This window comes from Streptomyces kryoterrae, from assembly GCF_054072135.1.
On sequence record NZ_CM133358.1, the window covers coordinates 3,384,140 to 3,397,452 of the forward strand.

At 71.4% G+C, this 13,313-nt stretch carries 8 protein-coding genes; 3 read left to right on the forward strand and 5 right to left on the reverse strand.

All coding sequences use genetic code 11. The features are described from left to right. Positions 1-10: 10 nt before the first annotated feature. Together ACW4TU_RS14220 and ACW4TU_RS14225 are read right to left on the reverse strand one after the other, a co-directional pair. Positions 11-3,379 (reverse strand): ATP-dependent helicase, encoded by a 3,369-nt coding sequence (locus ACW4TU_RS14220; RefSeq protein ID WP_457428153.1) that lies wholly within the window; start codon positions 3,377-3,379, stop codon positions 11-13. Positions 3,380-3,631: 252 nt separating this feature from the next. After that, complete coding sequence (locus ACW4TU_RS14225; RefSeq protein ID WP_457428155.1) at positions 3,632-4,006, reverse strand: MGMT family protein; 375 nt, start codon at positions 4,004-4,006, stop codon at positions 3,632-3,634. Between the two features lie 176 nt (positions 4,007-4,182). On the opposite strand from ACW4TU_RS14225, the gene ACW4TU_RS14230 reads away from it, so the two are divergent. The 3 genes from ACW4TU_RS14230 to ACW4TU_RS14240 all read left to right on the forward strand — a co-directional run bounded on the left by ACW4TU_RS14230 (position 4,183) and on the right by ACW4TU_RS14240 (position 10,231). Then, positions 4,183-6,918 carry a lysylphosphatidylglycerol synthase transmembrane domain-containing protein gene (locus ACW4TU_RS14230; RefSeq protein ID WP_457428157.1) on the forward strand — a complete coding sequence of 912 codons (2,736 nt, stop codon included), beginning with the start codon at positions 4,183-4,185 and terminating at the stop codon, positions 6,916-6,918. A 98-nt stretch (positions 6,919-7,016) separates the two neighbouring features. After that, positions 7,017-8,567, forward strand: a complete 1,551-nt coding sequence (locus ACW4TU_RS14235; protein WP_457428159.1) for an alpha/beta hydrolase — start codon at positions 7,017-7,019, stop codon at positions 8,565-8,567. A 116-nt stretch (positions 8,568-8,683) separates the two neighbouring features. After that, positions 8,684-10,231, forward strand: a complete 1,548-nt coding sequence (locus tag ACW4TU_RS14240; RefSeq protein WP_457428161.1) for an alpha/beta hydrolase — start codon at positions 8,684-8,686, stop codon at positions 10,229-10,231. Between the two features lie 89 nt (positions 10,232-10,320). Here ACW4TU_RS14240 and moeZ read toward each other — a convergent pair whose 3' ends face one another. The 3 genes from moeZ to ACW4TU_RS14255 all read right to left on the reverse strand — a co-directional run bounded on the left by moeZ (position 10,321) and on the right by ACW4TU_RS14255 (position 13,259). Next, positions 10,321-11,499 carry an adenylyltransferase/sulfurtransferase MoeZ gene (gene moeZ, locus ACW4TU_RS14245; protein WP_457428163.1) on the reverse strand — a complete coding sequence of 393 codons (1,179 nt, stop codon included), beginning with the start codon at positions 11,497-11,499 and terminating at the stop codon, positions 10,321-10,323. 63 nt (positions 11,500-11,562) lie between these two features. Beyond that, positions 11,563-12,312 carry a spherulation-specific family 4 protein gene (locus ACW4TU_RS14250; RefSeq protein ID WP_457428165.1) on the reverse strand — a complete coding sequence of 250 codons (750 nt, stop codon included), beginning with the start codon at positions 12,310-12,312 and terminating at the stop codon, positions 11,563-11,565. After that, entirely contained in the window at positions 12,300-13,259 is a 960-nt protein-coding gene (locus ACW4TU_RS14255; protein WP_457428167.1) for an NAD-dependent epimerase/dehydratase family protein, read from the reverse strand. The genes ACW4TU_RS14250 and ACW4TU_RS14255 overlap by 13 nt, the downstream gene beginning before the upstream one ends. Positions 13,260-13,313 lie beyond the last annotated feature (54 nt).

Sequence of the window (13,313 nt, forward strand, 5' to 3'; positions counted from 1 at the left end):
CCGACCGGTGTCACTCGACGACGTGCCGGCCTTCCGGGCGGGCGCTGCACGATGCCCGGAAGGAGCAGTGCGCGCAGTGCTGGCCGGCGGTCGGGGTGAACCGTTCGTCGAGCACCTTGCCGGCGGCGGTGGCCAGCAGGTCTCCGACCCACTCCCCCTCCGCCCCTGCGCCTCCCTCAAGGGGGGCCTGCGCCTGCACCTTGGGCAGCGTCTCGCCGCCGTCCCTCTTTGCCGCGCCCTGGCGCAACTGGACGAGTTCCGCGCCACCCGGTTCGGGACGCACGCCGTCGAAGGCGTCGTCGACGGCACCTTCGCGGACGGCGAGCTGGTAGACGGCGAGCTGGGGGTGTCGTGCCACCTCGGCGGCGGTGGGCGTCTGTTTGCCGGTCTTGAAGTCGACCACGTAGGCGCGGCCCTCGCCGTCGGCCTCGACGCGGTCCATGGAACCGCGGATGCGCACTTCGTAGTCGCCGGCTCCGAGGGTCACGTCGAAGTCGTGCTCGCTGGCCACCGGGGTGCGGCCGGTGCGACTGGAGTCCACGTGCCACGTCAGGAAGCGTTCGAGCGCCACGCGCGCGTGCTCCTTCTCCTGTGTGGACTTCCAGGGCGCGTCGAAGGCGAGCGCGTTCCACACGGAGTCGAGGCGTTCCATGAGGACGGCGAGGTCGGCGGGGGTGTGTCCGGAGGCGACCTCGTCTGCGAGGACGTGCACCACGTTGCCGAAGCCCTGGGCGGCGGTCGAGGGGGCGTCGGCCTTCACCTCGCGGCCCAGGAACCACTGCAGGGAGCAGGTGTTGGCGAGTTGGTCGAGGGCGCTGCCGGAGAGCACGACGGGCTGGTCGCGGTCGCGCAGCGGGACCTTGCTCTCGGTCGGCTCGTACATGCCCCACCAGCGGTAGGGGTGGGCCGACGGTACGAGTGGGCGGCTCTCCTCGTCGGTGAGCGCGGCGAGCCGGGCCAGGCGGCGGGCGGCGGCCTCTCTGAGGGGGGCGGACACGCGTGGGTCGACCGTTGTGGCGCGCAGTTCGGCGACGAGGGCGGCGACGGAGAGCGGGCGGCGCGGGCGGCCCGTCACGTCCTTGGGTTCGACGCCGAGTTCGGTGACGAAGCGGGAGGGCTGGTCGCCGTCGTCGGCGGGAGCCTTCACCGCGGTGACGACCAGGCGTTCACGCGCGCGCGTGGCGGCCACGTAGAACAGCCGCCGCTCCTCGGCGAGCAGTGCTCCCGGGGTGAGCGGTTCGGCGAGGCCGTCGCGGCCGATGCGGTCGGCCTCCAGGAGGGAGCCGCGGCGGCGCAGGTCGGGCCACAGACCCTCCTGGACGCCTGCGACGACCACGAGGCGCCACTGGAGGCCCTTGGAGCGGTGGGCGGTCATCAGGCGGACGGCGTCGGGGCGCACGGCACGGCGGGTGAGGGTGTCGGCGGCGATGTCCTCGGCGTCGATCTCCTCCAGGAAGTTGAGGGCGCCACGGCCGCCGGTGCGCTCCTCCGCGCGCGTGGCGGTCGCGAACAGCGCGCAGACGGCGTCGAGGTCGCGGTCGGCGTTGCGTCCGGCCGCGCCGCCGCGCCGGGCGGCCCGCTCCAGCCGTCCTGGCCAGGGTGTGCCGTTCCACAGGTCCCAGAGGGCTTCCTCGGCCGTACCGCCGCCCGCGAGGCGCTCCCGTGCCTTTCCGAGCAGCGCACCGAGGCGCTGGGCACCGCGCGCGTACGTCGGGTCGTGGACGACCAGGCGTTCCGGTTCGGCCAGCGCGCGGGCCAGGAGTTCGTCCGAGGGGGGCGGTACGGGGTTGCCCGCGGTCCGCTCCTCCTCGCGCAGGGCGCGGCCGAGACGGCGCAGATCGGCGGCGTCCATGCCGGCGAGGGGGGAGGTGAGGAGGGTCAGGGCGGTTTCGGTACCGAGCCAGGCGGTGGCTCCCGGCAGGGCGGCGTCGGCGTCTTCGCCGTCCCCTGCCCCTTCGGCGTCCCTGTCCTCAGCCGCGCCGGACGCCGCCGCGGTCGCCACCGCTCTGAGCGCCGTCAGGAGAGGTGCCACCGCCGGTTCGTGCCGCAGGGGCAGGTCGTCGCCGTCGATGTCCAGGGGGACCCCGGCGGACGTGAGGGCGCGCCGGACCGTCGGGATCGTACGGCCGCCGGCGCGCACCAGGACGGCCATCTCGCCCCAGGGGACACCGTCCTCCAGGTGTGCGCGACGGAGGATGTCGGCGATGTTGTCCAGCTCCGTACCGGACGTCGGGTACGTGCAGACCTCGACGCGGCCTCCGTCACGGAGCGAGGCCAGACCCCGGTGGGCGCGGACCTTCTCGGCCGGCAGGCGGCTCAGGGGCATGCGCTGGGTGAGGAGGCGGGTGGCGGTCAGCAGGGTGGCGGCGGAGCGGCGGGACGTCCTGAGGACCTCGACCGGGGCAGGGCGGCCGTCCGCGCGCGGGAAGGCTTCCGGGAAGTCCAGGATGCCGTTGACGTCCGCGCCGCGGAACGCGTAGATCGACTGGTCGGGGTCACCGAGGGCGACGAGTGTCCGGCCACCTCCGGCGAGCGCGTGCAGCAGCCGTACCTGGGCCGGGTCGGTGTCCTGGTACTCGTCCACGTAGACGGCGTCGTAGCGGGCGGCGAGCTGCCCGGCGGTGTCGGGGCGGCTCGCGAGGAGTACGGCGCGGTGCACGAGTTCCGCGTAGTCGAGCACTCCCTGCAGGTCGAGTACGTCGAGGTACTCGGCGAGGAAGGCGGCGGCGGCTCGCCAGTCCGGGCGGCCGATGCGCCGGGCGAAGGCTTCCAGGGCGTCCGGGCCGAGGCCCAGTTCGCGGCTGCGGGCGAGGACCGCGCGGACCTCGTCGGCGAAGCCACGGGTGGTGAGGCAGGCGCGCAGTTCGTCCGGCCAGCGCACATGGGCGAGGCCGAGCCGCTCCAGGTCGGGCTGGCCGGCGAGCAGTCCGCGTACGGCCACGTCCTGTTCCGGGCCGGAGAGCAGCCGCAGGGGTTCCGCGAACAGGTCGCTGTCCTGGTGGGCGCGGACCAGGGCGTAGCAGAAGGAGTGGAAGGTGGTCGCGCGGGGAGCGTGGGCGGCTCCGATGCGCAGTGCCATGCGGTCGCGCAGTTCGACGGCCGCCTTACGGCTGAACGTCAGCACGAGGATCCGTTCGGGATCCCCGCCCCGGGCGATCCGGGCCGCCACTGATTCGACGAGGGTGGTGGTCTTCCCCGTACCCGGGCCTGCGAGGACGAGGAGTGGGCCCCGCGCGTGGTCAACCACCGCACGCTGTGCGGCGTCCAGAAGAGGGGGATCCTGCCGCGTGGGCGGAGTGCGCACCAGTCGGTAAGCGCCACGGTTCCCCTGTCGCCCCTGGGGGTGCGACAGACGCCTGGTGGAGGAAGAGGAGCTCACGTGGTTCGCCGGTCCTGGTGGGTGTGCTGGTTGGCTGACCGCGTGGAGGACGGTGGCCGGGAGGTGAGGGGGGCAGGTGCAGCAGACGGTACGCCGACGGGCGGTTCGGAAGCAGGGCTTCCGTTTGTTCCCTCCCGCCCCGGTCGTCACCCGGGCCCCTCGCCCCACGAACGTACGCCATGGCACGGGCGTGCCCGGTATACCCCGTACGGGCCACTGGTCCCCCAGATGCCCGTCCGATGGCGGAAGCTGTCAGGTGTGACCCTCCGCCCGCTCGCCGCCGTCCCACCGCGCCCGTCTCATGTCGAGGCGCGGCCGATGCCCCTCGGCGGCCCGGCTCGCCTCCTTCAGGGGAGTGCCCTCCGCGCGGTAGTGGGCGAGGGCCTCCAGTTCGTGGCCCGGGAGCAGGACGCCGTCCGCGCGGACCACCCGCCACCACGGAACGGCCCCTCCGTAGAGGGCCATCACGCGCCCGACCTGGCGCGGTCCGCCCTCCTCCAGCCACTCGGCCACATCGCCGTACGTCATGACACGCCCGGGCGGGATCAGTTCGGCGGCCTCCAGGGCCCGCTCGGCGTACTCCGGCAGGGCATCCGCCGGACGGCTCTCGTCGCTCATCCGAACCATCCTGCCCCACCCCACCGACAACGTGACGAGACGGCGACCGTGGGTATCGCTCGCCCCGGAGCGGCGCTTGCGGCAGACTGTGCGCCCCCGCAATGCACCCTGATGCCCCTGTGTGTCAGTGGGGCATGCCACCATCGTGCGGGCGGTGACCGGTGATACGAGACCAAGAAGAGACCATGAAGCAGCAGGGCGTGCACCCCGAAGGCACGGAGGACACCTCTGAGGTCTCGTCGCGTCCCGGTGCGGACGGCACCGGCCACGAGCACGAGCGGACACCGTCCGGACCGGCCACCGACCGCGTCGACGACGAGGCGCACGCAGAGGAGGTCGAGGGCGACGAACCACTGCTCCCCGCGCGCGTGCACCGTCCCTCCGATCTCATGCGGCTCCTGGCGGGCGTCGTCGCGATCGTCGTCCTGCTCGCGATCGCCGCGTTCGCGCACGGCACCACCTCGGGGCTCGAACAGGACATCAACAAGGGCACCGGCCAGGCGCCCGACCTGCTGATCAAGATCGCGGGGCTGGCGTCGAGCATCGCGATCCTCCTGGTGCCGGTCGCCTTCGCGATCGAGCGGCTGATCAAGCGGGACGGCCTGCGTATCGCCGACGGTGTGCTCGCGGCGGTCCTCGCGCACGGGGTGACCCTCGCCACCGACCTGTGGGTCGCCAAGGCCGCCCCGGGCTCCATCCAGGAGGCGCTGACCCAGCCCTCCCCCGGCGACATCCACGCCCTCACCGACCCGGTGCACGGTTATCTCGCCCCGGTCATCGCGTACATGACGGCCGTCGGCATGTCCCGTCGGCCGCGCTGGCGTGCCGTGCTGTGGGTGGTGCTGATGCTCGACGCCTTCTCGATGCTGGTCACCGGCTACACGACACCGTTCTCGATCATCCTGACGGTGCTGATCGGCTGGTCGGTGGCGTACGGGACGCTGTACGCGGTCGGCTCGCCGAACGTGCGTCCCACGGGGCGCAACCTGATGGCGGGCCTGCGGCACGTCGGTTTCCGCCCGGTGAGCGCGGCCCGTGAGGAGGTGCCGGAGGCCACGGACAGCGGTGACCGCGGCCGACGGTACTTCGTCACCCTGGAGGACGGTCCACCGCTGGACGTCACCGTGGTCGACCGCGAGCAGCAGGCGCAGGGGTTCTTCTACCGCATGTGGCGCAACATCACGCTGCGCGGCCTGGCCACCCGCAGCAGCCTCCAGTCGCTGCGCCAGGCACTCGAGCAGGAGGCTCTGCTCGCGTACGCGGCGATCGCCGCCGGGGCGAACGCGCCCAAGCTGATCGCGACCTCGGAGCTCGGCCCTGATGCCGTGATGCTCGTCTACGAGCACACCGGAGGCCGCACTCTCGACTCGCTGGAGGGCGAGGAGATCACCGACGATCTGCTGCGCAACACCTGGGATCAGGTGAGGGCCCTGCAGTCGCGGCGCATCGCGCATCGCAGGCTCGTCGGCGAGGCGATTCTGGTGGATCGTTCCGGCAAGGTGATCCTCACCGACCTCCGGGTCGGCGAGATCGCGGCCGGGGACCTGCTGCTGCGCATGGACATCGCCCAGCTGGTGTCGACGCTGGGTCTGCGCGTGGGCGCCGAACGCGCGGTGACGTCCGCGGTCGGTGTGCTCGGCCCGGACGCGGTGGCGGACTGCCTGCCGATGCTCCAGCCCATCGCCCTGTCGCGCTCCACGCGCGCGACGCTGCGCAGACTCGCCCGCGAGCGCGCCCAGCGCCAGCGCGAGGCGGTCCTGGAGGCGTCCCAGCAGGCCAAGCAGGCCCGGCTGGAGGCGGCCCAGCCCGACACCGGGCCTGTCGTACTGGAAAAGTCCGGCAAAAAAGCCGTACGGGCGGAGCAGCGGGCCGAGAAGCGGGCCATGGACGAGGCTCTGGAGGGAGCCCGCGAGGAGGATCTGCTCGCCCAGATCCGCCACCAGGTGCTGCTGATCAGACCCCAGGCACCGGTCGAACCGGCCCGGCTGGAACGGGTGAGACCGCGCACCCTGCTCAGTTTCATCGCGGGCGCGTTCGGCGCGTACTTCCTGCTCTCCCAGCTGACCCACATCGAGTTCGCCACCCTGTTCGACAGCGCCGAGTGGGGCTGGGTCCTCGCGGCCGTGCTGTTCTCCGCGCTGAGTTACTTCGCCGCGGCGATGAGTCTGCTCGGTTTCGTCCCGGAGCGGGTGCCGTTCATGCGGACCGTGGCCGCGCAGGTAGCCGGGTCGTTCGTGAAGATCGTGGCGCCTGCGGCGGTGGGCGGTGTGGCCCTCAACACCCGTTTCCTGCAACGCGCGGGCGTACGACCGGGGCTCGCGGTGGCCAGTGTCGGCGCGTCGCAGCTGTTCGGGCTGGGCTGCCACATCCTGATGTTGCTGTCGTTCGGCTATCTGACGGGCACCGAGAAGACGCCGTCCCTGTCGCCGTCCCGGACGGTCATCGCGGGGCTGCTGACCGTCGCGGTGCTCGTCCTCGTGGTGACCTCGGTGCCGTTCCTGCGGAAATTCGTCGTCACGCGCGTGAGGTCGCTGTTCGCCGGTGTCGTACCGCGCATGCTGGACGTTCTCCAGCGGCCCCAGAAGCTGGTCACGGGTATCGGGGGCATGCTGCTGCTGACCGCGTGCTTCGTGATGTGTCTGGACGCGTCGATCCGGGCGTTCGGCGACGAGTCGACCTCGCTCAGCCTCGCCAGCGTCGCCGTCGTCTTCCTCGCCGGCAACGCGCTGGGCTCCGCGGCACCGACCCCCGGTGGTGTGGGCGCGGTCGAGGCGACCCTGACGGTCGGTCTGATCGCCGTCGGTCTCCCCAAGGAGGTCGCCGCCCCCGCCGTGCTGCTCTACCGGCTGCTGACCCTCTGGATCCCGGTGCTGCCGGGCTGGCTGGTCTTCAACCACCTGACGCGGAAGGGCTCCCTCTAGGGAGCACGGTCTCGCGCCGGTGCTTCCCGGGGCGGGCGCGGTACCTCGTACGGCTCGCGCCCCGAGCGCCCCACCGGGTAGGACCGCAGGATGGGGGCATGCCCAACCCCTTCCGGCCGCGTGCCGCTGCTCTGACGGCCACCGCACTCCTGCTCTCGTCCCTGATGGCGGGGTGCAGCGACGATTCCGGCACCGCGGAAGCGGATCCGTCGGCCCAGAAGCTGAGTTGGCAGGACTGTCCCGCGCCGTCGGAGTCGGAGGGCGGTGGCGAGGCGCCGTCCCCGCTGCCGGGTGGCGATACCTGGCAGTGCGCCACCATGAAGGCGCCGCTGGACTGGGCCGAGCCGAAGGGCGAGACGATCGGACTCGCACTTGTCCGCGCGAAGGCGAGCGGCGACGCGAGCAAGCGCATCGGATCCCTGATCTTCAACTTCGGTGGGCCGGGCGGCTCGGGAGTCGCCGCCCTTCCCGCGTTCGGCACGGACTACACGACCCTGCGCACGCGCTACGACCTGGTGAGTTTCGACCCGCGCGGGGTCGGCCGCAGCGCCGGTGTGCGGTGCGAGGACGACGAACAGCTCGACGCGTACTTCCAGCAGGACGCGACGCCCGACAACGCCGCCGAACGCTCCGAACTGCTGGACAACACCCGGAAGTTCAACGCGGCCTGCGAGAAGAACTCCAAAAGGGTGCTCCCGCATGTGCGCACCACCGACGCGGCCCGGGACATGGATCTGATGCGCCAGGTCCTCGGCGACGACAAGCTGTACTACTTCGGCATCTCGTACGGCACCGAACTCGGCGGCGTCTACGCACACCTGTTCCCCAAGAAGGTGGGCCGAGCCGTCTTCGACGCGGTCGTCGACCCCACCCAGACACCCGAACAGGGATCGCTCGGACAGGCCAGGGGCTTCCAGCTCGCGCTCGGCAACTTCGCCGAGGACTGCACCTCCAAAACCGCGGACTGCCCGGTCGGCGATACCGCGCAGGACGTCGAGGACCGGATCGCCAAGCTCCTCAAGGACCTCGACGCCAAGCCGATCCCGGGCGTCTTCCCGCGCGAGCTGACCCAGAGCGCGGCGGTCAACGGCATCGCGCAGGCGCTGTACTCGCAGGACTTCTGGCCCTACCTCACCGAGGGCCTTGAGCGGGCGTACGACGGTGACGGCAGGTTGCTGATGCAGCTGTCCGACTCGATGAACGGGCGTGACCAGAACGGCGAGTACAGCAACATCACCGCGGCGAACACCGCCATCAACTGCTCCGACCAGAAGCCGCGTTACACCGTCGCGGACGTCGAGGCGAGGCTGCCCGGGTTCCGCGCCGCATCCCCCCTGTTCGGCGACTTCCTCGCCTGGTCCGCGGTCAGCTGCACCGACTGGGCCGTGCGGGGCGACGCCGATCACCCCGACGTCGGCGCGACCGGATCGGCACCGATCCTCGTCATCGGCAACACCGGCGACCCGGCCACGCCGTACGAGGGCGCGCGGAAGATGGTGGGTGCGCTGGGTGAGGGTGTAGGCGTCGAGCTGACGTACAAGGGGCAGGGGCACGGCGCGTACGACAGCGGGAACCGTTGTGTGCGCACGGCGGTGAACGGCTATCTGCTGAGCGGGAAGGTACCGGCGCCGGGGACCGTATGTTCCTAGAAAAGTGCAGGTCAGAACGTTATCCACAGGCCGATACGGCCTCGGCGTGATCCGCCTAATATGGCCGGACCGCCATCCGCTGATCCGAGCGGACGGCTCGCAGGGGGGAAGTGCACATGTCTCGTTTCGTACACTGGACGGCCGCTGTCGCCGCCGTGTTGCTGGTGGCCGGCTGTAGCGACAGCACGTCCGACAGCGGTGACGGCAAGGGGTCCGGCACCGCCACGCCCTCGACGGCGGCTTCCTCGTCCCGGGCCTCACCGGAGCTGCCAGCCTCGCTCACCTCGCAGAAGCTCGGCTGGGGCCGCTGCGAGGGCACGTCGGACTCCCCCACACCGGGCAGTGACTGGCAGTGCGCGACGCTCAAGGTGCCGCTGGACTACGCGAAGCCGGGCGGCGAGACCATCGGCCTGGCGCTCATCCGCGCCAAGACCACCGGAGGCAACCGCATCGGGTCCCTCCTGTTCAACTTCGGCGGACCGGGCCAGTCGGGCATCTCCGTGATGCCCTCCTACGCCGGCACGGTCTCCGCACTCCGCGAACGCTACGACCTGGTGAGCTGGGACCCGCGCGGGGTCGGGGCCAGCGAGGGCGTGCGCTGCCGCAGCGACAAGGAGATCCAGGCCGCCGAGTCGGTGGACCCGACGCCGGACGACGCGGCCGAGGAGAAGGCGTACTTCCAGGACGCGGCGAGCTTCGGGAAAGGGTGTGAGCAGGCCGCCGGAAAGCTCCTCGCGCATGTCTCGACGACCGACTCCGCCCGCGACATGGACCTGATGCGCCAGGTCCTCGGCGACGCGAAGACGCACTACTTCGGCATTTCCTACGGCACCGAACTCGGCGGTGTGTACGCCCACCTGTTCCCGAAGCACGTGGGGCGGCTGATCCTCGACGCCGTCGTCGACCCGAGCGCCGACATGGTGGGACACGCGAAGAACCAGGCCCGGGGATTCCAGCGCGCCCTCGACGACTACCTGAGGTCGACGGGCCAGGACCCGGACCAGGGTTCGCGGAAGATCGCGGCGCTGCTGAAGCGGATCGACGCAGAGCCGCTGCCCACGTCCTCCGGGCGGAAACTGACCCAGGGCATGGCGGTCACCGGCGTCGTCCTGCCGCTGTACAGCAAGCAGAGCTGGCCGGCGCTGACCAGCGCACTGGACGCGGCCGAGCAGGGCGACGGATCGGACCTGCTGGCGCTCTCCGACAGCTACAACGACCGCGACGCGTCGGGCCACTACGGCACGACGACACATGCCCAACGGGTCATATCGTGCTTGGACGACAAGCAGCGGCCGACCGCGGCGCAGACCAGGAAGCTGCTGCCCGAATTCCGGAAGATCTCGCCCGTGTTCGGGGAGTTCATGGGCTGGGACACGGCCGGCTGGTGCCACGACTGGCCGGTGGCCGGCCAGTACGACACACCGGAGGCCGGCGCGCCCGGCGCGGCGCCCGTCCTGGTGGTCGGCAACACCGGGGACCCGGCGACGCCGTACGAGGGCGCGCGCGAGATGGCGGACGAGCTGGGCAAGGGCGTCGGCGTCATGCTGACCTGGAAGGGCGAGGGGCACGGCGCGTACGGCAGTGGGAGCAGTTGTGTCGACTCCACGGTGAACGCGTATCTGCTGGACGGGACGGTACCGAAGGACGGCAAGGTCTGTTCATGACGGCGGCGGGGGCCCCGGGCACCTGTGGTGCGCGAGACCCCCGCCGGCCGAACAGGAGGAACGGGACGGACGGTGTGGTGATCTGCGGGTCAGTACACCGGCTTGTGCGGCTCGATCTGGTGGACCCAGCCGATCACACCGCCGCCGACGTGGACCGCGTCCGCGAAACCGGCGGACTTCAGGACCGCGAGGACCTCGGCGCTGCGGACACCCGTCTTGCAGTGCAGGACGATCTTCTTGTCCTGCGGGAGGGTCGCCAGGGCGGTGCCCATGAGGAACTCGTTCTTCGGGATCAGCTTGGCGCCGGGGATCGAGACGATCTCGTACTCGTTGATCTCGCGGACGTCGATGATCTCGATGTTCTCGCCCTCGTCGATCCACTCCTTGAGCTGCTTGGGAGTGATCGTCGAGCCGGCCGCCGCCTCCTGGGCCTCCTCAGACACGACGCCGCAGAAGGCCTCGTAGTCGATGAGTTCGGTGACGGTCGGGTTCTCGCCGCAGACCGCGCAGTTCGGGTCCTTGCGGACCTTGACCTGGCGGTACTGCATCTCCAGGGCGTCGTAGATCATCAGCCGGCCGACGAGAGGCTCGCCGATGCCCGCGAGGAGCTTGATGGCCTCGTTGACCTGGATGGAGCCGATGGACGCGCACAGCACGCCCAGGACGCCGCCCTCGGCGCAGGAGGGAACCATGCCCGGCGGCGGGGGCTCCGGGTAGAGGCAGCGGTAGCAGGGGCCGTGCTCGGACCAGAAGACGGAGGCCTGACCGTCGAAGCGGTAGATCGAACCCCACACGTACGGCTTGTTCAGCAGGACGGCCGCGTCGTTGACCAGGTAGCGGGTCGCGAAGTTGTCCGTGCCGTCGACGATCAGGTCGTACTGGCTGAAGATCTCCATCACGTTCTCGGCCTCGAGCCGCTCTTCGTGAAGGACCACGTTGACGTACGGGTTGATGCCCAGCACCGAGTCGCGGGCGGACTGGGCCTTGGAGCGGCCGATGTCCGCCTGGCTGTGGATGATCTGGCGCTGCAGGTTCGACTCGTCGACCTCGTCGAACTCCACGATGCCGAGCGTGCCCACGCCCGCGGCGGCCAGGTACATCAGCGCCGGCGAGCCCAGGCCGCCGGCGCCCACACAGAGCACCTTGGCGTTCTTCAGCCGCTTCTGCCCGTCCATCCCGACATCGGGGATGATCAGGTGGCGGGAGTACCTGCGGACCTCGTCTACGGTGAGCTCGCCAGCGGGCTCGACCAGGGGTGGCAGCGACACGGGGACTCCGTTGGTCGGTCAATCACTACAGTTGTTCTCCCCGTAACACTGCCACGCCCTTCTTCATTCCGAGACACCCGTTCCGAGGCGCGAGACGATGTCGTCCCAGTAGCCGGGCATCGTCTCCCAAGGATCGGTGCGGCCACCGCGATCCGTACGGTCGGTGAAGTAGATCGTGGCGGCGCCCTGCCAGCGGGCGACGCGCAGCGCCTCGTCGAGATGGCCGAGCGGCAGTCCGTGCACGAAGTGGCAGAAACGCTCGGGCGGATGGTCGGCGGTCCACTCGGCCACCTGCGACCAGCGGTAGTCGCTCCAGTGCCCGGAGAACGTGACGAGCTGGTCGGCGACCTCGGCATAGTCCGGATGCGGATGGGTGCCGTGGCCCAGGACGATGTGCGTGTCGCCGTCCGCCGCGCGGAGTGTGCCGACCGTGCGGCGGATCTCCGGAAGGGCGGTGCGGTCGGCCGGGCAGCGGTCCAGGAGGAAGCCGTCTGCCTTGTACCAGTCGCGGTACCGCTGCGCCTCGGTGATCAACTCACCGTGTGTGCGGGCCCCGTGGGCCGTGTCGAGATGGCCGACGACGCGGACACCCGCGTTGCGCAGGCGGCCGACGGCCTCCGAACAGTGCGGATCGGGGCGGCTGCCCGGGCCGTCGGCGACGTTCAGGACGACCCAGTGCAGAGGCGTGCCCGGGCGGGTGAGTTCGCCCCACTCGGCCGGGGCGACGAGGGGGTGCGCGAAGCCCGGGATGCCGAAGCCGGTGCGTACGCCGGTGCTCGCGGTGCCCGCCCTGGCACTGGTCAGATGCGGCATGCCGCCTCCATCCAGATGTCGGCCAGGGACTCCTCCAGGTTGATCCGGGGCCGCCAGCCGAGCCGGTCGCGTGCGGTGCGCACGTCGGCCTGCTGCCAGCTGCCGCAGCCGTCCGGGTACGGGTACGCGGCCGGAGGCGCGTGGTCCGGGTCGGTGCGGGGATGGCCGATGGACGCCCTCAGAGGGCCGGGCGGGCCGTCGAGTTCGTGCAGCGCGCCGCCGTATCCGGCCACGCGGGCGAGGACGGAGGCGGCGTCGCGCAGGCGCACGGCCCGGCCGGAGCCGATGTTGATGACGCCCTGCGCGGCCGAGAGGGAGGCGGCGTGGACGGCCCGTGCCACGTCCCGTACGTCGATGAAGTCACGCTGCGCGCCCAGGCCACCGAGCTTGAGCTCGCCGTCGCCGGACTGCATCGCGCGGCGCATCGCCTCGGCGAGACGGCCGAGCGGGGACCCGGCGGGCGTACCGGGCCCGGCCGGCGAGAAGACGCGCAGGACGACGGCGTCGAGGCCGGAGCCGAGGACCAGTTCGGTGGCGGCGAGTTTGCTGACACCGTACGGACCGCCGGGGCGGGGGACGGCGTCCTCGGCCGTGGAGGAACCGGGCTGGCTGGGACCGTACTCGGCGCCGCAGCCGAGCTGGACCAGACGGGCGCCGCAGCCGCTGCGCCGCAGGGCCTCGCAGACGGTGGCGACGGCGACCGTGTTGTGGCGGGTGAGTTCGCGGGCCCCGCCGCGGGTGGCGCCCGCGCAGTTGACGACGACTCCGGGGTGGACGGCGTCGAGGAAGCGGGTGAGTGCGCCGGGGCTGCCGGACGCGAGGTCGAACCGGACGTCGGCGTCGTCGCCGCGGCCGAGGACGGTGAGCTGCACGGCCGGGTCGGCGAGCAGTCGGTCGGCGACGAAGCGGCCGAGATAGCCGTTGGCTCCGATCAGCAGAACCCTCATCGGACGGCTCCCTTGGCGGATTCTCCGGCTCCGGGTCGGGAGGTGATCATCGCT